Below are 24,471 nucleotides of genomic sequence, written 5' to 3'. Positions count from 1 at the left end.
CGGTCCGTGAGCCTTTTCGTGCAGGTTGAGATAGACCAGGTCTTCTTTCCCCCGCAGGCCGATAGGCACCGCCAAGCTCTTATACGGCGCATTCTGTTGCCACTTTTGCAAGACTTGCAGGTCTGAGAAGGTCTCTGCCCCATACATCTCCATAAAGGTCACAGTATCAGGGATTGAGCTCTTGAGATTCTGCAAGTGATTGAGTGGCGCCAAGGTCCGAGCGATTCGCTCCTTGTCATAGTCTTCTGGGAAATGATCCAAGCGGAAGTCAATTTCTCTGAGGATTCCCTCTTCCATGACTAACTGACCAGTATTGCGGTCCTTGATATTGACAACCGTCTTGATATTCTCAGACAGGGAGCTCATCACATCCTGCACGAAGATGAGTGAGCAGCCCAGGTCAGTCGGATCCTCTGTGAAGAACTCCATGATGATATGGTCGAGAATCAGCTTTTCATCTGTGACCAAGACCACATAGTGAGGGCTGTAAAGTGTCGTTTCCTGCCGGGTCGCTTCTTCCTTTTGCGCCTTGCGCAGTTTAAGGATTTGGTTGAGACTGTTTAGAACCTGATCGTGCGTTCTTTGATTATAGACAAAGCCACGGACGTTCAGCTCTTGCAGAGTCGCATGCGGCAGCCAGCGCAGCCAATCCCATTGGTCGCGCTCCTCCTCTGGCATGATGGTAATCACCTGCACATCGTGGTAGGAGTGAAAGACCGCTAACTGCATGACTAAGAGCTGGAGCTGTTCCAGGACTAGATTGCGCGGGCCGATATAGCCGACCGGCCCATGGCTGAGATTAGCTACAATCGGAAGATCGGGAATTTTCTTATGCCGAGTATAGAGAGCATAACCTTCCTCTTCCAGCGCATCTTTCTTTCCGCTCCGCTCCTCTTGACCGTAGGTCAGCTTATAGGAGGTCGGCACTTGCCCAAGCCCCAAGCGGTAGTAGAGAAAGTCAAAGTGGAGCGGTGTCTTCTCGTAGATGCGGTGACTGTAGTCTGTCACCAGACTCGTTAATTCGTTAATGTTTGGGAAATGGTAAAGCATGCCATCACGCTGCTCACGTTCCAGCTTGTTCAGTTCAATAGCCTTGTCTTTTAGATAGAGGTGATAAAGATCGATGCGCTCTTTCTTGTCTTCCTTGAACTTCTTGCGGTTTTTGAAGAAACCGCGAACTGAAAAGATAGCACTAGCAATTGACATCGTCACCGTAACGAGGATATAAATCCCCCGCGGCTGAACCAGTGTAATCAATACCGTCACCCCAACCATAAGGAGCGGCGGCACAATCAGTCTCAAGAGCTCATCATTGGGCTTTTGAGGCTCCTTGCTTGGCGGAGCAATCTGGATTTTGTCCTCTGAGCTCCGATAGATAATCCGCGGTGAGCGGTGATAGTCTGGATAGTCTGGATAAAAACCATGGCGAGAAGCCCCCCGCAAGGTCAGGTTAGATCTGACCGTAGCTGGACCAGTCACCCAGATTTCTTCTGGATAGACCTTGAGGCAGATACCCTCCAAGCTTAGCTCGTCGCCGGCTTCCAGCTGGATTTGGTCTCCCGTCCACTCAACGTGATTGAGGTAGACTTGACCTCGCATCTTGGTCAAAATCCAAGAATCATTTGTTCGCTTCAAGAGCAACTCCAAAGGAGCTCCCAAGCTGATGTCAGCCCCCTTCTGGTCGCTGATGAGCAACTCTTTTCTGTCCAGCAGGTCGTAAACGGCCGATTCTGAATCAGATTGATACAAGGTCAGATTACCCAAGGTCAGGCCGTCAGTTACGACACCCGTATCTTCCCCCATCTGATAAAAGACTTGTCCCTCAGCTAGCTGAAGCTGGATAGGAGTTTCCTGATGGGGCAGGTAAAGCTGAGCCTTCTCACTCGCAGCTAGGAGAACTTTTTTGTCCTCTGTCAGCTGTAGCTCATAGCGCAGATGGTCTGTATAGATGATGATTGTCTTGCTCATACTTACTCCTTCGCGCTACTGCTAGATGACGCTTCACTGCTGGAGGAAGAACTTGCTCCTGAAGAACCTTCCTCGCTAGAAGCGCTTGAGCTAGAATCACCAGTTAAAAGCTCCTTGCGGCTATCCCAGTATTTCTTATACTCGCCTTCCAAGGACTCAAGCTTAGTCTCCCGATCCTTACCAGACAAACTATCGTCCTCACGCACCTTTTTCATCTCCTGCGTCAAGGCATAGATAATCAGATCTGAGTCATTAATCCGTTTGGCTGTGTCCAAAGCATCTTCAAAATCATTACGTCCAACTTGAATCCAGTAATTGAGATACAAATCATCTGATTTTAGCGTGACGTTGTTCAAGATGACCTTGCGCTGATCATCGGAAAACTCCAAACCCTGGATATAAGAGTAGGCTAGTTCATATTTTTGTGTATTCGGCAGACTCTTAGGAGAGATTCCCTCCAGCTCATCGATGACCTTGCTGTAGTCCACTTTGATAAAGGCAGTATCCGCCTGTAACAGCTTTTCCTTAAAAGGATTTTGTATGAAAATCAGGTAAATCAAAGGAATAGTCAAAATCACAACAGCTGCTGTCAGCCAGATGGTCGCCAGTTTGTAAATCTTATGCTGGCGCTTGGAGACCAGTGTCTGCTTCTCTGCTTCTTCTGCAGCCTTTTCCTGATAGGATTTCTCCAAAACAGCAACCGCATCTTCCAGAGTCTCAGCCTCACGCAGTTCCACTAGGAAATCTGGCAGAGTTTCTAGCTCTAGCGAGCCCTTGTAAAGCTCCATAAAGTCCAGATCTGCAAAGAGCGTCACCGCAAAGCACTTAGCCTGACGCAAAAAGTCCTCCCGAGAAATAGACTGAGGTGTCATGATGCCGGGAACCCCGCGATAAGCAATCTTAGCCTGCGCATCCTTGGTAATAAATAGATTGCTAGGATGCAGCAAAAAAGTAACCGGCAATTCCAGTGCTGCTTCCAAAGCAAACACATTGAGAGCCAGACGAATCCGCTCAGAAATCGTGCGCTTTTCAATCTCTTCTTTAGAAAGCCCTAAAGGCTCAATCTGATAGGTGAAGTAGACACTATCGTGGTCGGCCTTAGTCTCCTGTTCCAAGAAAAGCGGATGGTGCAGGTCCAAAAGCAAGAGCTCCCGCAAATCCTGCGTTGCTACATCCGAACGCTTCAGTGTTAGGCTCCAATTCTTGTCATTTTTTTCATAGATAAACTCTTGTTCAGCAAATACAAATTTTTCCTCAGTCACCTTAAATCTCCTCAATCTCTACTAAATCTCCTGTTGTGACTGGATAATCAGCCAAAACCTTGCCCTCATCCAGTATCAGCCCCTTGTTAATAATCCGCAGCTGATACTTATGACGCTTTCCTTCGATATTGAAAATCTGATCAATCTCCCGAATGAAACGACGGACCTCAATCCGCTTAGGAATGCGAATATCCACATCCTTATCCCGCAAACGGAGGGTGATATTGATATGTCCTTCCATTTTATACTTCTCCCTTACTGATACGATAGCTGACAAAGACAGTCATACTGACCAAGAGTATGGCTGCTACAAAGTAGACTACTCCCGGCAGAAAATCATCCCAGCTGCTTTCATCATCACTTTTCAAACTCGTCTGCAGCTTGGACAATTTTTCCGTTCCCAGCTGAAAAAGCTCCTTGGAATGGTAAATATCCGTCGGCCCCTGTATAGCAGAAAACAGTTGTCCCGCTTCTGTGGCCAACTGTTTGTTTTGATACTGCTTCATTTCCTGAATTTTTTCCTGATTTTCAGCAACGAAAAGAGACTTGGTGCCTTCCGATTGTGCACCAAAGTTCAGTTCTTGCTCTTTTTCAATCCGCGAATTATCTATCTGCAGACGATTATCCTTTAGCTCATCTGCGGCGACAGCCGTCACCGCAAACGAACTTAGGAGTAGGAATAAAAACAGAATTCTTTTCATACTCTTTTAAACTTCCTCAGTTTTTAATGTTCTAGTCTTGATAAAGATATTAGCTGCAACTAGCAGAGCCAGTAGGACAATCAGACCAAAGATGGCAAAGAAGCCAGCGGTCTTGCCGTCAAAGTAACCTGACAGCATGCCTTCTAGCACAGACAAGGCATTCAAGCTCTTGATAAAGGCTGGGAAGCCAGTCAAGCTAGCTGTCGTACCAATGGCATTAGATAGGTAGACAAAGCTAATAATCATGAAGAAAGCCAAGCCCATACCTATCACGCGCAGATGCTTGAGGAACAAATACTGCCCCTGAATCAAGACAAAGCTAGCAACCACAATCAACAAGACCCAAGATGGTACATATTCCTTGCCGATGTGAAGCTGCATACTGGAGACAATCCCAATAACTAGCCCAATCGTCAGAGACAGGAAGCCTAGGATGCCCACAGTCGTAATATCGGTATCTTGTAGCTTATTAAGCTTAAAGCGGTCTTTAACCTTGCGCACAATATTTTGCGTTGCAAATAGATAGGCCGTAAAGAGGCTAACAATTTCCAACAAGAGAATCCAAGTAAATGGACGGTAAACATTGACAGTCGCTTTGACAGATGAAGAAGACTGAGCAACTGGATTAGACAAGAAGTCCAACAATACTTCATTAGGAACCCCGTTCTCATAGGCATTGTTAAGAACCTTGACAAAAGATTCCACAAAGTTGCCATTATCTTCCAATTCCTTATTGAATTGCCCCATCAAGCTCTCAGCATTCGCAGACAGTTTCTCTGTTGTTCCTTGTGCATTTTCCAGCTCACGATTGAAGCTGCTGAAGATCTGGTTGACACTATCAGCTGCCTGCACATTGGTCTGTGAAGAAGACTTAACGCCAGAAGTTGAAGACAGCAAGGATGAGAATTCTGAGTTCAGAGATGACAAATCGGTGTCTGTCTTTTTCAATGCATCCGTAGAGGTTTCCCGAGAAGTTGAGATGCCTTTCAATTTCTCTCGTACATCTTTGTAAAGATTGAGCTGTTTATCAATCTCAGTTGCGAGTTCTGAATTGGTCCCTTTGACGTCTTCAATCTTGTTTTTCAAGTTACTAATCGTTTCATCCAAGGTTTCTTTAACGCCTTGACTCTTCCCATCGTTACTTTTAGACAAGCTATTTTGATAACTATCTAGATTCGAATTAATAGCATTTATCAAAAGGGTAGATAAAGATTCGGACATATCTTTATTTTTTAACTCATCAAAAGAATTATAAGCTTGGATTAAAGACATAACGTGTTGATAGGCAGAAGAAATCTCCTGTACTTTAGCTCCATATGCTGCTGCCGCTTTTTGTGCATCCTCTACATTCACCGGCGCACTTGCAACCTTAATACCATTCAGAGAAATATCAATTGAGCTGTCAACTGAAGTGGCTGCAGCATCATTAGCTACATTGAACTGCACATTAAAATTAGCGCCTTCAGCCAAATTAATTTCTTGCCCATTTGTTACTGTTTCGCCATTGTATGTAATAGTTTTAATTGTTACACCTGTTGGTGGAGTGACTGACAAAGTAGCCTTTCCAACCTGGCTATTAACTGGGCCGGCTGTAGAGCTAGCTGCTTTCTCTGCAGCTGCTGCCAGATTGTCTAACTCAGCACTTCCATTTCCTTGTGGTGTTCCAAATTGCGAAATGGTTGAATAATCAAGAACAGGAACAGACAATCCGAATTTCACCTCTGTTGGTTGAGAAGCTGGCAAAGCTTTTACTGCTTCAGCTATTTGTGCCTTCAAAGAAGCATCGTAGCTTGTTATAGCATCTCCTAACACTGCGCTAAGAGTAATAGGCTTGCCTTCTTCAACACCATAGTAGGTCCTTAATTTATTATCAACAAAGTCCTTAATCTGTTGTTTATGGACATCTAATTGCCCACGTTCTGCTTTTAAGGCAGCTTCCAACTGCTCTAGTTGCTTGCTGACATTATCAGATTGATTTTGATTTGGCTGATTATTATTATCGTCTGAATCATCACTAGATTGTTTTTTGGCAAGTTCAAGCTGTGCAGTCAATTTTTGTTGCGATTCGCTCAAACTATTATAAAGCGTCTCAGTTTCATTTGCCAAAAGCTGACGATCCATCTCAATCAGCTGGGTCATAAATTCTTCATAACTAGTTTGGTCACTAACTCGCTGTTTGAGAAGACTATCAAAATTCTTTCCATAAGTGGCCTGAGAATTATCCAAGTCATCGAAAGCCTTAGCATAAGTTTCCAGAGTCGTCTTCAGAGAGTTATTGGCTTCAACAGATGAAGCAGACATACTGACCAATGTTGGGAAGATATTCTTAGAGCCAATGGCAGACTCCAACAAGTTGGTTCGATAATTGCCAATATTGGTAATTTGCACCTCTGAACTAGCCTGCACATTTTGCTGAGCTGTGTACAGATTGCTCAAGATACTTGCCATATACATATCAACCAACTGGCTATTCAGATCCGCGATAATATCCTTAGCTAGATTATTGGCTTCATTTTCAATCTGCTGATTTCCCGCAGCATTGACCTTATAAGTAACGATTGTCCGATCAGCACTGATAGCATTGACATCTAGCACTTTCTCTGAAAAGTCACTTGGAATCGTCACGACCAGTTGATATTTCCCATTTTCCAGGCCAGCATCTGCAGCTCCACGCGTCACAATATACCAGTTTTGAGAGTCATCCCGTTCTAGATTTTTGACATAGCTAGCTCCAAGATTATACTCTTTCTTGTCAACCTTAACAGCCCGATCCTCATTGACAACCGCGACATTAAGCTTAGTTTTTTGGTCCGTTCTGAGCTTGCTATCTCTAGCACTGCTTGTATTCTTCTGCACTGCTACATTCAGCGTCACCACTGCTGCCAGCAAGGCGATGACTAAAACAACATTTCCTATATATTTAAATAATTTTTTATTTCCCATGGATACTTTTTCTTTTTTCTTCATTTATTTTTTACATAAGGAGCACTCAAAAAAGACACAGATAGCCCTAACATTCTAATTCAAATACTGATCCAGATTGTTAGAGCTTGTCTTGACATTGTAGCAGTTTTCTTATTTGATATGAAAGAAACCGCCATTTTTTCATTTTTAATCTTTACAAAAATAGGAAGGCTCTCGCCTTCCTAAAGCCGTTATAACAAAATTAGTGAATTTGTGCAGCGATATCTTGGTCAGTTTGCTCAACGATGTCAGCAACTTTAATCAACTGAGCATTGATATCTTGGAGCAATTGTGCAAATTCTTTGATTTTTGGAGACAATTCATTGAATTGTGCTTCAAAGCTATCAAATGCAGAACCATCCCAGTTATCAGCAATAATTGCTTGTTCATTAGTCAATGTGGTCAAAACTTGAGTTACATTTTCAGAACCTTCAGTGTATCTGTTTGCAGATGTACGAAGTTCTTCTGGAGTTAATTTAATTTGTGCCATAGTTGTTTCTCCTTTAGCAAATTTATACAACAAAAACATTATATCAACAATCACTTTAGGTTTCAAGCTTTTAAAGATATTTTTTTAGAAAACATATTGACAAGTTGTCAACCAAATTCATTCAAACATCTGATACTATAACGTTTTCTCCTGTTAGAATTAAGCCTTTAAAACCCCAATTTCTCAAAAATAAGCTGATAGTTTTCTTGGATTTGGTCTAGGCTAACAGTAATCTCCTCACGATTATGGTTGTTCTTAACAGTTACCCGACCACTTTCCACTTCGCTTTCACCCAAGGTGATAAGAGTTTTGGCTTTAAAGTTATCAGCTGACTTGAACTGAGCCTTAAGTTTGCGGTCGAGATAATCTCTCTCCGCAGCAAATCCCTGTGCGCGGAGAGCCTGTACTAACTCCAAAGCTCTGCCATTGGCATCTGCTCCTAGAACGGCTACATACACATCCAGAGCAGTTTCAATCGGCAGCTCTACTCCCTGCTTGTCAAGTACGAGAAGTAGGCGTTCTAAGCCCATACCAAAGCCAACACCTGGCGTTTCAGGGCCACCAAAGTAAGCCACCAGCCCATCATAACGGCCGCCAGCACAAATAGTCAGCTGACTGCCAGCCACCTCTGTCGTAAACTCGAAAATTGTGTGATTATAGTAGTCCAAGCCACGGACCATGTTGGTATTGATGACATAAGGAATCTGTAAGGTCTCTAGCATGGAGCGAACAGCCGCAAAGTAGGCACTGCTCTCCTCATCTAGATAGTCCAGAATAGACGGTGCACCTTCTACAGCCGCCTTGTCCTCGGGCTCTTTAGAATCCAGCACGCGCAGCGGATTCTCCTCCAAGCGACGTTGGCTATCTGCTGATAGGCTAGCCTTCAATGGGGTCAGATAATCAATCAAGGCCTGACGGTAAGCAGCTCTGCTCTCAGGATTCCCCAGTGAGTTAAGCTCCAAGCTGACATTGGTAATGCCAATATCCTTGAAAAACTGAGCCGCCATGGCAATCATTTCTACATCTGTAGCAGGATTACTAGAGCCAAAGCACTCTGCACCAATCTGGTGAAACTCCCGCAGACGGCCAGCCTGAGGCCGCTCATAGCGGAACATAGAGCCCATATAATAGACTTTGACAGGCTTTTGCACTTCAGGAGCAAAAAGTTTATTCTCTACATAAGAACGCACCACAGGCGCTGTCCCCTCTGGACGCAGCGTGATATGACGGTCGCCCTTATCATAGAAGTCATACATTTCCTTAGTCACAATGTCTGTCGTATCCCCGACAGAGCGGCTAATGACTTCATAGTGCTCAAAAATTGGCGTACGAATTTCACCGTAATTATATTTTCTAAATGTCTTGCGGGCAAAGTCTTCTACATACTGCCACTTGGCTGATTCCTGAGGAAGAATGTCCTGAGTTCCTTTAGGTTTTTGTAATTTCATCTTCTGACCTCCGCCTTCTTTAGTACTTATATTCTATCATAAGTCCGCCATTTTGAGGAGCCCGAAAGGGATTTTTCATTTGGAAGAACTAAATCCGTTTTCATGTTCCAAAATAGCTTGAAAAAAAGTCTGAATTGTGAGAAAATAAAAACAATTCAACTCAGATAGAAGGGGATAGCCATGAGAGACGATATCAAAATCAATGATCGAGCAGCTGCCATTCAGGATAAATTGGTGGAGAAGCTCGAGCGTATTTACGATCCGGATGTAGAGCTGGATGTCTATAACTTAGGGTTGATTTATGAAATTAACTTAGACGAAAATGGCCACTGCAAGGTTGTCATGACCTTTACCGACACAGCCTGTGATTGTGCTGAGAGTCTGCCCATCGCCATCATGGACTCTCTTAAGAAAATTGAGGAGATTGAAAGTGCCTCTGTCGAGGTTACTTGGTCTCCTGCTTGGAAAATCACCCGTATCAGCCGCTTCGGCCGCATTGCATTAGGGATCAGTCCTAGATAAGAAGGAACTTAGTTTATCTACATTTAAAATAAAAACACCAAACCCGCTAGAAAAACTAGCGGGTTCTTTTGTCATATATAGGCTATTTCTTACCTGTTTCTTCTGGTTTCCAGAAGTCAGTAACAGCACCTTTAGCGGCAGACGATACCATGTGAGCATATTTACCAAGTACCCCGCGACTATAAAGCGGTGGAATAGTCGTTTCTGCCTTACGTTTCGCCAGCTCTTCGTCAGAGACTGCCATGGAAATTTCCTTGGTATCTTGGTCAACCGTGACCATATCACCTGTACGAAGATAGGCAATCGGACCACCATCTTGAGCTTCCGGAGCAATGTGTCCGACAACCAAGCCGTAAGTACCGCCTGAGAAGCGACCGTCGGTTAGAAGGGCCACCTTGTCCCCTTGGCCTTTCCCTACAATGATAGATGAAAGTGACAGCATTTCTGGCATACCAGGGCCACCCTTTGGTCCAACGTAGCGAACTACAACCACGTCGCCATCGACCACTTCATCGGCCAGTACCGCATCAATAGCAGCTTCTTCCGAGTCAAAGACCTTTGCTGGTCCGACGTGACGGCGTACTTTAACACCAGAAACCTTAGCAACAGCGCCGTCTGGAGCCAGATTACCATGCAAGATAATGAGCGGACCGTCCGCACGTTTTGGATTTTCAAGCGGCATAATAACCTTTTGACCTGGTGTCAGATCAGCAAATTCTGCTAGATTTTCTGCTACAGTCTTACCTGTACAAGTAATGCGGTCGCCATGCAGGAAGCCGTTCGCCAAGAGATATTTCATCACAGCCGGCACTCCCCCAACCTCGTAAAGGTCTTGGAAGACATACTGACCGGACGGTTTCAAGTCAGCCAAATGTGGCACCTTCTCTTGAATGACATTGAAGTCATCAAGTGTCAGCTCGACATTAGCCGCGTGTGCCATGGCCAACAAGTGCAGGGTAGCATTAGTAGAGCCACCCAGAGCCATGGTCACCGTGATAGCGTCTTCAAAGGCTTCGCGCGTCAAGATATCAGAAGGCTTCAGCCCCATTTTCAGCATTTTTACAACAGCACGGCCAGCTGCTTCGATATCCTCTTGCTTGTCTTTAGACTCAGCAGGGTGAGAAGAAGAGCCTGGCAGGCTCATGCCTAGAACTTCAATAGCAGTCGCCATAGTATTGGCTGTATACATACCGCCACAGCCACCAGGGCCAGGGCAGGCATTACACTCAATGCGGCGCACTTCCTCAGCTGTCAAGTCACCATGGTTCCATTTCCCGATTCCTTCAAAGACAGAAACCAAGTCAATGTCCTTACCGTCCAGATTACCCGGTGCAATTGTTCCACCGTAGGCAAAGACAGCAGGGATATCCATGTTAGCAATGGCAATCATGGAGCCTGGCATATTTTTATCACAGCCCCCGATAGCTACGAAAGCATCCACATTATGCCCGCCCATGGCAGCCTCGATGGAGTCTGCGATGATGTCGCGTGAGGTCAGAGAGAAGCGCATCCCTGGAGTTCCCATGGCAATTCCGTCCGCAACCGTAATAGTTCCGTACTGGACAGGCCAAGCACCCTCTGCTTTAATACCTTCCTTGGCTAGCTTGCCCAAGTCATGCAAATGGATATTACAGGGTGTATTTTCCGCCCAAGTGGAAATCACCCCAACAATAGGCGTCTCAAAATCTTTATCAGTCATCCCCGTCGCGCGAAGCATGGCACGGTTAGGAGATTTAACCATACTGTCATAAATCTTACTTCTGTGACGAATGTCCTTATCTGTCATATCTTTCCCTTTCATTACAGTAATCTTTGTGCTTTATTATACCACACTTAGGCTGTATTTTACAGAGGAAAATTTTTAAATTTTCAGAAGATTGGGAAAATATAGAGGCGGATTTGAAACTTTTTCCTATCAAGTCGAAAGAAGACAACTAGAAGCTCAGGGTTTTCTCAATAAAGAAGAAAAAAATCTGTCAAGTAACTTTACTTTACAAAAAAGTTTTGTTATACTGTTAAAGTTGATGAAAATCATCAAATTGAATCGAATTCATAAACTAAAAGGAGAAACAAACAATGGCAGTACCTGCACGTCGCACTTCCAAAGCGAAGAAAAACAAACGCCGCACTCACTACAAAGTGACAGCTCCAACTGTAACTTTTGACGAAACTACTGGTGATTACTCACGCTCTCACCGTGTATCCCTTAAAGGATACTACAAGGGCCGTAAGATTGCCAAAGCTGCTGCAGCAGAATAATAGAAGGGAGCTACCATGCGCGTAAATATCACACTTGAACACAAAGAATCTGGTGAACGCTTGTACCTTACTTCTAAGAACAAACGTAACACACCAGACCGTCTTCAATTGAAGAAATACTCACCAAAACTTCGCAAGCACGTTGTATTTACAGAAGTGAAATAAGGGGTCACTACACGTCACTAGACTTTAGAAACCTTGATTTGAAGCAATTCTTGGAATTCAAAATTTCACTACATTGCAATATAAATCAATCGAATCACTACCTTTTTCACTACCTTTTATGAAATAAGAAACTGATTTGTTTATTTAAAAAGAAAAGGAATTTTAAAATGAATTCCTTTTTTTAATTTCTAAAACGGTAAGACACCCTTATTACTAACTGACTTACACTTGTAACATTACTTTGGTATAATAGAAATGGAGGTAAGCAAATGAAAAGATTTATCACATTAATTTTAGTGTCTCTATCTGCAATTTTATTAATTGCCTGTTCTAACCAATCAAGCAATTCTTTAGATGGCGAATACTACTGGATAAACGAGAGTAGAAATGAAGTTGCCTTTACCATTTCAGGTAACAAAGGAAATATCAATAAAGGGGAGGCTGATGCCTTTACAATTGATAAAGACAGTTCAACAATCGAACTGTCTGGTTCTAATATCATAAACCGAAAAGAGAATTATACATTCAAGGATGGCGTATTCACTGTAGATATTTCAGGAACGAAGCAAGACTATTACAAAAAGGATAGTGAAGCATATAAAGAAGCAGTGAAGAAATACGGCAACAATTAAAGCTCTCAAACTATTCCTTGTTCTTTATACAATAAAAACGCTGATTGAAGCGTTTTTTGTTATCCTATTAACAGAGAAAAATTGGGCATAATTTATTTTTTAGTGCTTTTCAGGTTATATTTTGATCATTTGAGGAAAACAACATTATTTTTAAGAATTTATCTGATAAGATAGGAGTATGAAAAATTTAAAAGAAGATAACATTCAAAAATCCTTATGGCATATCAAACGACATTGCGAAAATATAGAGAAAAATACTGATGATCTTAGAAGAAAAATAGAACTTCTCCATTTGAAGGAAAGTGTCGAGATACTAAAGAGAGTTTTTAACGATGAAAAACCCTATCCAAACTTGGATAGGGAGGAAGTGTTTTGAAACCTCGTTGCAATGAGTTTTAGTTCAGATTCCACTTTTTGTAAAACCTAATTTGACAAGGTCGCTTTTCTTTTAATTTCAAAAAACCTCTATCACAGCGTTTATAAATGCCAATATTGGAAAAAGATTTCAATAAATTTGAATGAATTATTTTGACTTAGGTGAAAAGTTTCCCTATACTCATATCATTGATGAAATCAGTATATGACAACTTTTAATTATATGAATCGTAGTGTAGATAAAAGAAAACAATAATATTAACGAAATTATCCAAACAAAATCTGATGCATTGCTTTAAGGAATTCTTTAGTTATTGGGAATCCAGAGCTTGCACCAATTACAGAATCAATACCACAGTATGGGCATAATGCGGTTCCTCTGTAGTCTATTTTGGTATCTTCCACTAGCCATTCATCAATTTCAAGTGGAGAAAAAATCTGCATACAATAAAAACAACCACAAATTTCATCCCTTTCCAACTCAGGTTTATTATTACTACAATAAGCATGAGCTAAACTGTAATCACGTTTGTTCAAAATCTTTCCCCTTTCTCTCTTTTCTATGATTGAGTCGGAACAATTGTAAGGTCGCTGTGGTTATTTAAAAAAATATACATTGGAACTCCAAAACCATCTTCCGACATATTCTCACATAGAGTTTTTAGAAAAAATTCTATCCATTCACTAGAAGGTTCCACAGCATCGTCAGTCTGAGGAGTGAACCACATTTGAGGAATAAATTCCATTGTGTCTAAATCGAATGCAATCCCAATCATCATATCATAGAAATCAAAGGAAGCACAAAAAACACGCATATTATCGCTAACTTTATCAATTCCTAATTCAGGAGGTATTTCCGTCATCGTAATCATCATATGACCAGTTATTTCTCCATTTTCCTCTTCAAACTTTTCAAGTATCCCTTGCTCACGAAGGATATTTTCCACTTTGAAGAACATTTCTTTATCAACTAACATAATATTCTCTCCAACAATTTGAATTAGCTTTATTATACCATTTACTAACACTATGTTTAGTAAGCATTTATTTCAACCAGTTCCAAAAAGCTTTAACTTCAGCATTTCTAAAGATTCCGTTCAAATTTATTTTTTGCTATATTTGATTAAGTTTTAGTTGAGTGGTGTCAATTTTGACTCCTAGTGTAAGCAAGTTTGTTATTTTAAATCTCGTTACTTTTATTAGCATTATATCATAAATTCGATTCAATCATTTTACGTTATAACGAACATTTTCAAAACTTTTCGTTATAACGGACTTCACATATTTAATTGTAGAGAAATAATTATCTGTTATAATAGTAGTAGAAAAGGAGGTCGTTTGAATGGAAATCAACACAGAGATCTATGATAATCTATATGAATTTATATCAAACCTAGAAATTAGAATCAAAAAGAATGTCTTTCATTCTAATCACTCAGAGCAACTATCAACTTTCAGCAATGAACTGTTCCAACTATGCAAGACTAAAGAACTGAATGTCTTGCTAAATGACATTACTTCACTACCTTCTTATGAAGAACTCATATTAGCTACACCTGATCAATCAAAAGGTTATGTCTTGATGAGCGTTGAAAACATCTATACTGAGATTATTGAACCGTCAAAAATTGAATACTATGAATAAACACTGGAAAAATCTGGTGTTTTTTCATAGCAAACTCAACCACAAGCGGTTGAGTCTGTGATATAATATATCTCAGTATGAAAAAAATAGATAATAATTATTCTAAAATCAGTTTTGCTCCTTTGTGGAAAAAACTAACTACTTTAGGAATGGCAAAAAATGAATTTCAAAAAATTTCTGGTCTTGGCTCAAGTACCCTAACTAAATTACGAAATAATAACTGTGTAACAACCGACACTTTATTAAAAATTTGTAATGTGTTAAATTGTGAGCTCAAAGATATTATAGAATTAAAGGAGAATTCTGATGCGTAAGTACAATGTAATCGATCTGTTTTCTGGCGCCGGAGGATTAAGCCAAGGATTTAAACAAGCAGATTTCAATATTTTAATGGGAGTGGATTTTGACGATCCAGCACTCAAAACATATAAACATAACCTAAAAGATTCAGTTGCACTTAAAGCTGATCTCTTCGATGAAGAATCTGCTATTAAAGATATTGAAAATAATTTAAACGGTAATATAATTGATGTTATTATTGCAGGGCCACCCTGCCAAGGATTTAGCTTAACTGGTTCAAGAGATATAAACGATTCTAGAAATAAATTATATGTCGCTGTTGTTCATGCCGTAAGGCATTTTAAACCTAAAGCATTTTTGATTGAAAATGTTCCAGGTATGGCAACACTATACAAAGGAAAAGTAAAAGAACAAATCATCAATACATTTGAAGATTTGGGGTACGCTGTTTCAGTAACCGACAAACCTTTACTGGCTGCTGATTATGGGGTTCCTCAAATTAGAAAAAGAATGTTTTTTGTAGGTTATCGAAAAGATTTAAATTATGAATATTTCAAATTCCCAGAACCAACTTTAACACCTGAAAAATACATTGGTACTGCTGATGCGATTTCTGATTTACCTACACTCGTTAATGAACTTGGAGAAGAAAATGTTCCATATCACATGGAACCTCAAAGTGAATATCAACGCCTAATGAGGGAAAACTCTCTCGTTATTCACAATCATATTGGTACTAGACATACTGATGAAGTGAAATGGGTAATTAGCCAAGTTCCTGAGGGTGGAAACCATAAAGATCTTCCGCCTGGTGTAGGAGATTCTCGAAAATTCAATGAAGCTTGGACTCGTTATCATAGTCAAAAGCCTTCAAAAACAATTGATACTGGACATCGTAATCATTTTCATTACAAATGGAATCGTGTCCCGACTGTTCGTGAAAATGCTAGATTACAGTCTTTTCCAGATGATTTTGAATTTTTGGGAACTAAAACTCAGCAAAATCGTCAAGTCGGAAACGCCGTCCCTCCATTACTAGCTCAAGCAATTGCCGAAAAAATGCTTATTCATTTAGAAAAAGGATTTACTGATGAAAATAAATAACATTGAATTATTTGCTGGCGCTGGCGGACTTGCAGATGGTTTAGAGCAATCAGGTAATATTCAACTGCTTTCCGCAGTGGAATGGTTGAAACCTCAGGTTAGAACTTTAGTTAATCGTTTAGAAAGCAAGTATAACATCCAAGATGCCAAGGAGATTGTACTTAATTTTGATATCCAGAGAACCGAAGAACTAATCAATGGATGGTCAAACGATGAAGAGTTTGGCTCTTCACCAGGGCTTGCAAAAATAGTGGGAAACAAAGAAGTTCATATGATTTCTGGTGGTCCTCCATGTCAAGCTTACTCTTTAGCAGGCCGAGTAAGAGATAATAATGGTATGAAGGATGATTATCGTAATTTTCTTTTTGAATCTTACATTAAAGTTGTAGAACATTTCCAACCTAAAATTATTTTATTTGAAAACGTTGAAGGAATTCTTAGTGCTATACCAACTGGCGAAAAGATTACATCATTGATAAAACAAGGTTTTAACAATATCGGATACGAAATTATTGATGACCTAAGAAAAAACGCTCTCTTCGACATGTCAGATTTTGGAGTCCCCCAAAAAAGAAAACGAGTCATTATTATTGGAGTTAGAAGAGATAATCAATCAACTGATTATCAGGAAATTTTAAACCAGATTTATTCTTCAATCCATAACTTGAGCACTCTTCAACAAACTAAAACTGTCCGTGATGCAATTTCTGATTTACCACCACTTTATCCAGTTGAAAATCCAACTCGTACAAAAGCTTATACAAATGATACCTCTATCAATGGCCACAGTTCACGTTTTCATAATGAACGTGACAAAAAAATTTTCAAAATGCTAGCGAAAGACCTTGAGGAAGGTACCAACAAGTACACTTCAACTGATGCTCTTAAGGAACTATATTTTGAAGTTACGGGAAAAAAATCAAATGTCCATAAGTATTTTGTATTAAGATGGGATGAACCAAGTAATACTATTCCCGCTCATCTGAAAAAAGATGGCTTACGACATATCCATCCTGATTCTTCTCAGAGCAGAAGTATTACAGTACGAGAAGCTGCTAGATTACAAACTTTTGATGATGACTTTATATTTAATGAGTCACAAATGAATAATTTCGAGATGATTGGAAATGCTGTTCCGCCATTATTTGCGAAAAAAATCGGCGAAATTATACCATCTATTCTAAAGTTAATAAAAGACATGGAAAAAGCTTAGAAGATTAGTTCTAAGCTTTTTTAGTTAGTTGTCTTTAACTGAAAAGTCGGCAAAATATACTCCTTCACCAATCAAAGACAATGTGATAGTATTCCTACCGTAATTATCTAGCATTTCTTTAGTAATCAGATCATCAACATCGACGCCTAACCTATTTCTCAAATATCTCCCTAAGATACTTTTTTTAGAAATTCTCTTCCCATCCAAAAACGGTGTTTTAGGAGAATAGGATGCTAATTGTTTTGGATATTGTTTACCATCATGTTTTTGTTCTCCTTCTAACGAAGCTTCCATGATTGTCCCATCGTCCCATATTAGCTCAATTGGATCAGAATTACGTTTACGTTTGCCGTCAGGTGTAGAAAAAGTTGGATCTAGCGGAGAAATAAGCCCAGGTACCTCTTTTATTATCTCTTTAGGCAATCTTATATAAGCATCTCCTTCAGCCGTATGAGCCCCATTTAGCCTTGCCAAACCCCAATTTAGTCCACTTGATACAGGTACTTCATCAGTTCGTGGATCATAAATAGGAATATCAAAGGATAGTTGAATTTCAAGATCAGCAATATCTTTCCCCTGCTTCATACTACTGTAGTCTATGACAGCCTGATCTTTACGAAACAGTGGTTCTCTAGACGAATTATCTAATACAAACTTGTAATAAGTATCTAGCGGAGCGAATGTATCACGGGTAGCATCCGCTAATGACTCACGATAGTCTGTCCTCAATCCATTTGAAGAAAAATTTGCTGACCCAATTAACGCTCCTAAAGTCTTACTCTGTTTTTTCCAGATATAGATTTTTGAATGGATTTCACGATTAGTAAATAAGATATCGATATGGTCGCTCTCTTTGGATATCTTTTCTAGGGAACTCCATAGCCTAGCATCTAACCCACTCGGATACATCCCTCCAATTACTGTGATTTTCATATCACTTAATTCATTTAGACGTTCTACAGGAGCTGGCCCTAGAAAACCACTTATAACTACAAGTTCATCTGGTTCTTCAGACAACAACTCGTGTTTTGAGAAGATAACTTCTTCTAAACCTTCATAATAAAGCATATTTTCCTCCTAAGCTCAGAATTTAACTTGAAAAAGAAGCTTCATAATAGCCATCCTGAATATACGTAAATTCTACGTATTTGTTTTTAAAAGAATTTAGATCCGACATTGTAATTATGTGAGTAGATGATAACCCCATTCTTCTTCTGATATATGCTCCCAGTTCAGCACCACCGCCATCAGCACTTGTCAATTGCTTAGGATACTGCCTATATGGATCATTAGGGTTACGATTACCTTTAGAGGGTCTCTCTACACCAGTACCAGAAAAAATCATTTCCATTACAGTACCATCATCCCACAAAACGGTAATAGGATCATAATCTCTTGTAATTTTGCCAGAAGTTGTATTTCTTTTTTGAGGTTTAAAAGGAAATACAATAGGATGATTATCTATCAATTCTGCTGTCACTGCAAAATATGATTCCATGCTACCTTTTTTCGTATGGCCTTTTTGATTACCCCAATTTAAACCACTACTGTCATGAACAACTTTTTTAGTTCCCTCAATTCTAAACAAAGGTATCAGTGCAACAAAAGGATTCTTTGAAATCTTATATTTGTTTCTACCTGTACCTTTAGAACGAGTTGTAACGCTTTGTGACGAAACCAAAATTTGGCTACTATTTATCGGAAGTGAAGACTGAGCAACTTCTAAACAGTACGAATCTAAATCATTCAAGTAGTGTTGATTTATCAGTTCGTTTTTGTTCAAATCAACTAATAATTCAGAATTTTTCCCACTTCTGAGACCATTTATTGAACAATTTGCTGATCCAACTAGTATATTTTTAATATCTCCATTTTCTTTAAAAATATAACACTTTGTATGTACATGATAGTCTGATACAACAAAAATATTCAAATTAGCATGATTTCGCTGTAAATCTTGCAACTTATTAAGTAATAACGGAGTCAAAGCTCCTCTATAAGCCATTCCAAAATAAAAATCTAACTTTTTACCTAGCCTAGCTATCTTTTCAATTGTATCTGGGCTACAATATCCGCTTATAATAGCAATCTCATCACTAGAATTAGCATTATCTATAACAACTTGCTCTAAACCATCTACGTATAATCCCATGTTTATCTCCAATTCAATTAGTCTTTGCTAATATTATAACAAATTACTGTAATTAGCTGTTAAAATCACTCGACTTTTGATAATCTCATAAAAATAAAAGAGACAATTATCCTTCTTATTGTACACTACTAAACACCTGCAAATATTGATACTTCCTAACCATCTTACTTTCATCACTCATTCCAATTTTGAAGTAGAAATAGTGATCTCGCCCATCTTTGCTATTTTCCTTATTGAGCTTGAAATAGTTCTTTTGGCTCATAGCCATTTCTCTTAGTATATCATCTGTGAGGAATGTCAATGGTACATTCATAGCTGAATACTTGTAGAAGTCTTCTTCAAACTTGATATAGGAATCCGAGAAATAGTCAAACTGTAATTTATCTTTATAAATCTCTCTCCTACTCATCGGTCAATTCCTCCGTTAAACTAATTCCCAAGACATCATCCACCTGAAGCAGCTGGTACTTATCAGCTGTTTTTATTGTGATTTCAGACTGACTGATTTCTGTTACCTGTCCTGTGTATCGTTCTTTTCTCTTGTCGGACTCGACTTCAAATATTCCTGTCAGTCTTCCAACATACAACTGGCTAATCAAGGTGAGTTTATCTAACTTAGTCAGCTCACTACTCATATCAACCTTGCTCTTATCATCTGTCAATGAGGTTGTATGTTCTGAAAGGAAGAAGCCCATCCATTTCATCATTCCCCTATCTTGATGTTCCCTTGCTGACTGGAAGGGAAGATAACTTCTATCAATCATTTTAAACCATCTAGTCCACCAGCTGAGTGACCACCAATCAACTTACTACGTTCTAAACTCCTTGACGCTTCTAGCAAAGAGTTCCCCTTTTGAATCGTTGTAAATCCAAATTGATTTCGGATAGTATCAATCGCTGTTTGGAGCCTTTCTTCTTTGTCAATTTTCTCTACATCATCAAATAACGAAATGATCTGGATAGAATCATCTACAAAATTTGAATAACTAACGGCTACATTTCTGACTGCTCCTGAATCATATTTCTTTCTAAACAAGGATAGAACATGGTCTGTGAGAACTCTAGTATTATTAGTCGGTTCTACCTTCATCTGAGCCTGGATAGATCGCTTCAGTTCATTTCTTGAAAAGCCTAAGGAGATGGAAACAGTACAACACTTTTTATGAGCTCTTCTTAATCGAATGGCTACCTGCTCTGCCATTTCTCTTAGAATCAATTCAATATCAACTTGTTTGACATAATCTCTAGGCAAGACTTGTGAATTTCCTAGGCCTTTGCTTTTCGGCTTATAGGGATTGTGGACATTACTTTCATCAATACCATTGGCATGAAAGAAGAGGTCAACGCCTACTACTCCAAGTTCTTTTTTGAGAATATCAGGATTGCAGTTGGCTAATTCTCGGATAGAGTAGATTCCCAACTTATGCAGTCTTTTCTCCATACGGGAACCAATGCTCCAAAAATCTGTCATCTTAGGAATGTTCCAGACCTTTTCTTCTACATCTTCATAAGACCAATTTGCCCTCATCGTTGGGGTATGCTTAGCTTCATTATCCAAAGCTAGTTTAGCTAAAAGAGGATTACTGTTTGACATGCCAACAGTAGAATAAATCCCTGTCTTCCGCCAAATGTCCCGTTGAATACGTGCTGATAGCATATCCAACTTCTTTCTTCTTGATAAACCCTTATCTGAGATGAAGTAATTCAAAGAAGAGGTTAAATCAATAAAGCCCTCATCAATAGAATAAGGAAGAATATCTTCTATACTCGCATAGTCTTGAAAGATATGCTGAATTTCCAAATTCTTCTCAATGTACATATCCATTCTCGGAGGGACAATAAAGGTCACTTTTGCCCACTCTTCAATGTATCTGACATACTCAGGAGTTGTTGGGAGACCTTGCCTTCTCGCATTGTAATAAGAAAATTTCCTAGTATGAATGTCAAAAGGTAAATCATAGCTTCGTCCAACATTCGATTTCCCAAAGACTTTTTTGAACGTAGGAGAGGAAGCTAAAATTAGTCCATTAGCATTATCTGCTCGACTCATCACACAAAGTGAGGTCTTTAAAGGGTGCAAACCACGTTCCACACATTCGACACTAGCATAGAAAGATTTCATATCCACAAAAGCAATATCAGATTTTGGTTCTCGTGAATAATCAAAATATCCCATTTTACACCTCTAATGGCATAAAGTCACCTACGATTTTACCTACGATACGAGGATTTTCATCATAAGGAATATGGATGTCTTTATAATCCTTGTTAATGGAAACTAGGCGTAACCCTTTTTCCTCACAGTAAACTTTCTTGATAAAGGTCTGTGAATTCCACACTACCGCATAAACTGCTCCGTCATAATCAAAGCCCGTTTCACGAATAAGAGCAACGGATCCGTTATGATAGGTAGGCTCCATGGAATCCCCTGAAATCCAGGAAGCAAAATCATGAGCCAGTTCCTTATCAAAGTAAACCACATCAAATCTCTTATCATCATAGACAGTAGCACCAATACCAGCCGACAGGCTTTCATAGACACGATAAGGGAAATTAGGCATAGCAATAATGTTAGACTGCTTATCTACTAAGTCTTTAACATAGTTCATAGCCTTGGTCTGATTAGAAGGATTCAGTTGCTTATAAAGCATAGCAATTTCTTCCATATAGAAGAACTCTTCTGTCACTCCTAGAATCTCAGCAATCTTTTTCAAGTTGGTCTTGTTTGGAACTGCTCTGCCATTTTCCCAAGAGAAATAAGAAGATCGGTTAATATCAAGAAGCCGTGCAATCTCACTTTGTTTCATTCCCAACTCTTCACGTCTTTGTTTTAATTTTGCACCGTTGAACATCTCATACCCTTTCTAACAGTAGTTGTGTTTTGGCGTTACTAACTGCTTGTCTCTCTGTTAGTTTATCTTTTTTCCAAGCAAAGTAAATGACTTTACCATAATCAAAAAGTTGACCACAAGAAATATCTGATTTGTCAGCTTCCAAGGCTTGTCTAAACGATTTCTCCTTCAATTCATGGATTTGTCTATCAGACAGGTAGGCATCTCTGATCAGCAAATGGTAGACCTTGGCTAGCATATCTATAGTGACTTGCTTATACTCTTCGATAATAGACGACTTCAACAAGCCAAACATATCTACAATCCTATCCAACTGACCGTTTTTATAGTCTTGAATAGCATGGTTAACCTCATCTATTGAATGAGTTGTTTCATGACTGAATAAGTCTCTCAAGCGATAGACCAAGGCTTCAGCAGAAACTTTCAGATCTTTCATTACTCGTGAAAAACTATCATGCCTATAAAATATCTTCGACAGCAAAACAATACTTGGCATAAGCACAAATGCTGAAAAGAGATTTGCTTCGCTCTCAAAGATAGAGTCAGACTCATCCTTTAACTCTGTAAAGAAAGAGCCACTATGCTTTAGCAGAAAGTGCCCCAACTCATGGCACTTAGTAAAGTTTTGTTTCACTTGCGGATTTTCCCTTTCATAAGAAAATGAAACACCGCTCTCATCAATCAAGGTCAACCCTTCAATCTTGCGACTGGAAAAATGATGATCCATTACCTTGATATTGTGACTCTCAACAATATGGTTGAAAAATCCTTCAAAGTCATACCCCAAAAGAGAAGAGTCATTCTCCTTGATATACTTGTAAATATAACGATTTGCAACTTCCTTAATTTGGCTGTATCGTGTATCCATAATACCTCCTTGAAGTTTTGTTGTTTTATAAACTAACAATAATTATATAGAAAAAGTGGACGATTGTCCACTGGAAAAAGTATTTACTTGAATTCATAACTTAAACCAATTAAATCACCATCTGGACAGTTTGAATCCTGATTATCTAAAACTAAATACGGGTATTCATTGATTGTAATTTCTATATTTAGTGAGCAACTACAATTTTCACATATTTCATTTAGCTCAATAGAATAATACGTATCTGTCCCCATACTTCTTTCTGTGCTACTTTGGTCAAACTCAACTATATCAGGTGCAAAAAATTCAGATTCAGCTCCACAATTGTTACAAATAATTTTATATGTTGGATTGGTAGGTTGAAGATTCACGTCAAAATAAGTTTCGCTAAAGTAATCTCTATGTACTTCTCTACTTACACGACTAGTTTTATCTAACATAATTGGTTTTCTTGTAAAGTTGAGTACTTCTATTTTATCTTCAAAGATTTTAACATCTAAATCTATAAACATATCTACTTTATGATTCTCGCAAATCAGATTATATGAATCTTCCTCTCTACCTTCAATATCAATATTTAATTTAAATTTTAATTCAGCTTTAGAGTTTTGCTCATCAATATCCAGTTTTAAAACCTTAACACTAGGACTCTTTATCTCAAAACCACTTATCAATGCTTCATCTAATTCAGTAAGTTCAGTAATTCCATCTTTATCATAATCAGTTACATCAATTGTTATTCCATTTTCTTCAAAGTAATACAGTTCATTTAAGTCTTCAAAAAAGTCAGATAAATCAACTTTTATTTGTTTAGCTATACTCAAAGACTCTTGTAAGACACCATTACGTACTCTTTTGTAGCCTGGCAAATCTTTATTGAGGTAATTAACGCAATCTTGGTAGTTTATAAATTGTTTTGCGTGTGGAATTTTCAACTTAACAGCTTCAATAAACCCCTTATCTGTAGACACGACTATAAGTTTTTGATTGGAATTTTGAAATTTAGTTTTTAAATTATGTATGATAAGAGCATCAGGAAATTCATTTTTCTTTTTTGCTTTATCCTCAAAAGGTAGTTCTGAATTAAAATAGTCCTCTAGAATCTCAGTCATATTATAGTTTGGAAAAGCCATTTCAAGTTGTTCATTAGTAAAGAAATTCACAAATTCTTCGAACTTGTCTTTTGCCTCACTATAACTATTTGACTTAATATAATCCAAATTATTCTTTATAGAATTGAGAGTGTCAATATTCAGAGCCTTTTTATTAAATTCATTTAAATAAATCAGTATTTCTTCGATTCTATCATTGATATGGGATAGTACTTCTCTATAGATTATCGGATCAACATATATCTTTAAATTTGGATATAATCGTACTTTTAAATCTTTAAAAGTAGTAAAAACATTTGCATCAAAATTATAATTAGCCTGATGATAAATATTTGTATCTAAACAAATTATTATTTCATCATTTATTTTAGAATTCATTTTTTAATTTCCTTACTACTGAAAATATCCATACTAACATCATAGAACTCAGCTAACTTAA

26 protein-coding genes and 1 pseudogene are annotated in these 24,471 nt (G+C 38.9%); 9 read left to right on the top strand and 18 right to left on the bottom strand.

The annotated features are described in order from the left end of the window. The 7 genes and pseudogenes from O3627_RS11495 to hisS form a co-directional block, all read right to left on the bottom strand. Positions 1-1,968, bottom strand: a pseudogene (locus O3627_RS11495) (type VII secretion protein EssC); the annotation flags it as partial. A 2-nt stretch (positions 1,969-1,970) separates the two neighbouring features. After that, the gene (gene essB / locus O3627_RS11490; protein ID WP_343092189.1) at positions 1,971-3,230 is read right to left on the bottom strand and encodes a type VII secretion protein EssB; all 1,260 of its coding nucleotides are present in this window, start codon (positions 3,228-3,230) and stop codon (positions 1,971-1,973) included. Position 3,231: 1 nt separating this feature from the next. Continuing rightward, the gene (locus O3627_RS11485; RefSeq protein WP_002894139.1) at positions 3,232-3,471 is read right to left on the bottom strand and encodes an EsaB/YukD family protein; all 240 of its coding nucleotides are present in this window, start codon (positions 3,469-3,471) and stop codon (positions 3,232-3,234) included. Between the two features lies 1 nt (position 3,472). Continuing rightward, the gene (gene essA, locus O3627_RS11480) at positions 3,473-3,931 is read right to left on the bottom strand and encodes a type VII secretion protein EssA (RefSeq protein WP_371621459.1); all 459 of its coding nucleotides are present in this window, start codon (positions 3,929-3,931) and stop codon (positions 3,473-3,475) included. A 6-nt stretch (positions 3,932-3,937) separates the two neighbouring features. Beyond that, positions 3,938-6,874, bottom strand: coding sequence for a type VII secretion protein EsaA (esaA, locus tag O3627_RS11475; RefSeq protein ID WP_185760019.1), 2,937 nt, complete (start codon positions 6,872-6,874; stop codon positions 3,938-3,940). A 223-nt stretch (positions 6,875-7,097) separates the two neighbouring features. After that, on the bottom strand, positions 7,098-7,385 hold the full coding sequence (locus O3627_RS11470; protein WP_032913686.1) for a WXG100 family type VII secretion target: 288 nt from the start codon (positions 7,383-7,385) through the stop codon (positions 7,098-7,100). A 167-nt stretch (positions 7,386-7,552) separates the two neighbouring features. Beyond that, positions 7,553-8,833: a histidine--tRNA ligase gene (hisS, locus tag O3627_RS11465; RefSeq protein WP_011837670.1), complete on the bottom strand. Its 1,281-nt coding sequence runs from the start codon at positions 8,831-8,833 to the stop codon at positions 7,553-7,555. A gap of 180 nt (positions 8,834-9,013) precedes the next feature. On the opposite strand from hisS, the gene O3627_RS11460 reads away from it, so the two are divergent. Then, on the top strand, positions 9,014-9,355 hold the full coding sequence (locus tag O3627_RS11460) for a metal-sulfur cluster assembly factor (RefSeq protein ID WP_048773772.1): 342 nt from the start codon (positions 9,014-9,016) through the stop codon (positions 9,353-9,355). Positions 9,356-9,437: 82 nt separating this feature from the next. Here O3627_RS11460 and ilvD read toward each other — a convergent pair whose 3' ends face one another. Then, a complete protein-coding gene (gene ilvD, locus O3627_RS11455) occupies positions 9,438-11,141 on the bottom strand; it encodes a dihydroxy-acid dehydratase (protein WP_023917059.1) in 1,704 nt (567 codons plus the stop codon). A 290-nt stretch (positions 11,142-11,431) separates the two neighbouring features. Here ilvD and rpmF point away from each other — a divergent pair, with 290 nt between their 5' ends. The 4 genes from rpmF (at position 11,432) to O3627_RS11435 (ending at position 12,787) form a co-directional block, all read left to right on the top strand. Beyond that, positions 11,432-11,614, top strand: a complete 183-nt coding sequence (gene rpmF / locus O3627_RS11450; RefSeq protein ID WP_002894148.1) for a 50S ribosomal protein L32 — start codon at positions 11,432-11,434, stop codon at positions 11,612-11,614. A 15-nt stretch (positions 11,615-11,629) separates the two neighbouring features. After that, complete coding sequence (gene rpmG, locus O3627_RS11445; RefSeq protein ID WP_001265622.1) at positions 11,630-11,779, top strand: 50S ribosomal protein L33; 150 nt, start codon at positions 11,630-11,632, stop codon at positions 11,777-11,779. Between the two features lie 269 nt (positions 11,780-12,048). After that, positions 12,049-12,411, top strand: a complete 363-nt coding sequence (locus O3627_RS11440; protein WP_223355337.1) for a hypothetical protein — start codon at positions 12,049-12,051, stop codon at positions 12,409-12,411. A gap of 178 nt (positions 12,412-12,589) precedes the next feature. Next, positions 12,590-12,787, top strand: a complete 198-nt coding sequence (locus O3627_RS11435) for a hypothetical protein (protein WP_223355339.1) — start codon at positions 12,590-12,592, stop codon at positions 12,785-12,787. Positions 12,788-13,053: 266 nt separating this feature from the next. Here O3627_RS11435 and O3627_RS11430 read toward each other — a convergent pair whose 3' ends face one another. Both O3627_RS11430 and O3627_RS11425 read right to left on the bottom strand, forming a co-directional pair. Further along, a complete protein-coding gene (locus tag O3627_RS11430; protein WP_371621458.1) occupies positions 13,054-13,323 on the bottom strand; it encodes a cytoplasmic protein in 270 nt (89 codons plus the stop codon). Between the two features lie 23 nt (positions 13,324-13,346). Beyond that, a complete protein-coding gene (locus tag O3627_RS11425; protein ID WP_223355342.1) occupies positions 13,347-13,763 on the bottom strand; it encodes a hypothetical protein in 417 nt (138 codons plus the stop codon). A gap of 365 nt (positions 13,764-14,128) precedes the next feature. On the opposite strand from O3627_RS11425, the gene O3627_RS11420 reads away from it, so the two are divergent. From O3627_RS11420 to O3627_RS11405, 4 genes are all read left to right on the top strand, one after another. Next, positions 14,129-14,431, top strand: coding sequence for a hypothetical protein (locus tag O3627_RS11420; protein ID WP_223355343.1), 303 nt, complete (start codon positions 14,129-14,131; stop codon positions 14,429-14,431). Positions 14,432-14,508: 77 nt separating this feature from the next. After that, positions 14,509-14,745, top strand: a complete 237-nt coding sequence (locus tag O3627_RS11415; RefSeq protein ID WP_223355344.1) for a helix-turn-helix transcriptional regulator — start codon at positions 14,509-14,511, stop codon at positions 14,743-14,745. Continuing rightward, the gene (locus O3627_RS11410; protein ID WP_371621457.1) at positions 14,738-15,835 is read left to right on the top strand and encodes a DNA cytosine methyltransferase; all 1,098 of its coding nucleotides are present in this window, start codon (positions 14,738-14,740) and stop codon (positions 15,833-15,835) included. The genes O3627_RS11415 and O3627_RS11410 overlap by 8 nt, the downstream gene beginning before the upstream one ends. Beyond that, on the top strand, positions 15,822-17,048 hold the full coding sequence (locus tag O3627_RS11405; protein WP_371621456.1) for a DNA cytosine methyltransferase: 1,227 nt from the start codon (positions 15,822-15,824) through the stop codon (positions 17,046-17,048). The genes O3627_RS11410 and O3627_RS11405 overlap by 14 nt, the downstream gene beginning before the upstream one ends. 24 nt (positions 17,049-17,072) lie before the next feature. Here the strand turns inward: O3627_RS11405 and O3627_RS11400 are convergent, their stop codons facing one another. The 8 genes from O3627_RS11400 to O3627_RS11365 form a co-directional block, all read right to left on the bottom strand. Beyond that, positions 17,073-18,116, bottom strand: coding sequence for a restriction endonuclease PLD domain-containing protein (locus O3627_RS11400; protein ID WP_223355348.1), 1,044 nt, complete (start codon positions 18,114-18,116; stop codon positions 17,073-17,075). A gap of 22 nt (positions 18,117-18,138) precedes the next feature. Beyond that, a complete protein-coding gene (locus tag O3627_RS11395) occupies positions 18,139-19,200 on the bottom strand; it encodes a restriction endonuclease PLD domain-containing protein (RefSeq protein ID WP_371621455.1) in 1,062 nt (353 codons plus the stop codon). A 115-nt stretch (positions 19,201-19,315) separates the two neighbouring features. Further along, complete coding sequence (locus tag O3627_RS11390) at positions 19,316-19,609, bottom strand: DUF5960 family protein (RefSeq protein ID WP_371621454.1); 294 nt, start codon at positions 19,607-19,609, stop codon at positions 19,316-19,318. Then, entirely contained in the window at positions 19,602-19,964 is a 363-nt protein-coding gene (locus tag O3627_RS11385; protein WP_371621453.1) for a hypothetical protein, read from the bottom strand. Before O3627_RS11385 ends, O3627_RS11390 begins: the two co-directional genes overlap by 8 nt. Then, positions 19,961-21,376 (bottom strand): Y-family DNA polymerase, encoded by a 1,416-nt coding sequence (locus tag O3627_RS11380; RefSeq protein WP_371621452.1) that lies wholly within the window; start codon positions 21,374-21,376, stop codon positions 19,961-19,963. The genes O3627_RS11385 and O3627_RS11380 overlap by 4 nt, the downstream gene beginning before the upstream one ends. A gap of 1 nt (position 21,377) precedes the next feature. Then, positions 21,378-22,052, bottom strand: coding sequence for a S24 family peptidase (locus tag O3627_RS11375; RefSeq protein ID WP_371621451.1), 675 nt, complete (start codon positions 22,050-22,052; stop codon positions 21,378-21,380). A 1-nt stretch (position 22,053) separates the two neighbouring features. Beyond that, complete coding sequence (locus O3627_RS11370; protein WP_371621450.1) at positions 22,054-22,920, bottom strand: ImmA/IrrE family metallo-endopeptidase; 867 nt, start codon at positions 22,918-22,920, stop codon at positions 22,054-22,056. Between the two features lie 83 nt (positions 22,921-23,003). Beyond that, on the bottom strand, positions 23,004-24,410 hold the full coding sequence (locus O3627_RS11365) for a PIN domain-containing protein (RefSeq protein WP_371621449.1): 1,407 nt from the start codon (positions 24,408-24,410) through the stop codon (positions 23,004-23,006). Positions 24,411-24,471 lie beyond the last annotated feature (61 nt).

It is taken from the genome of Streptococcus sp. 27098_8_82 (genome assembly GCF_041431615.1).
Lineage (GTDB): Bacteria > Bacillota > Bacilli > Lactobacillales > Streptococcaceae > Streptococcus > Streptococcus sanguinis_K.
Note: the sequence above shows the minus strand (reverse complement) of the source record. Positions and strands in the feature narration are given on the sequence as shown.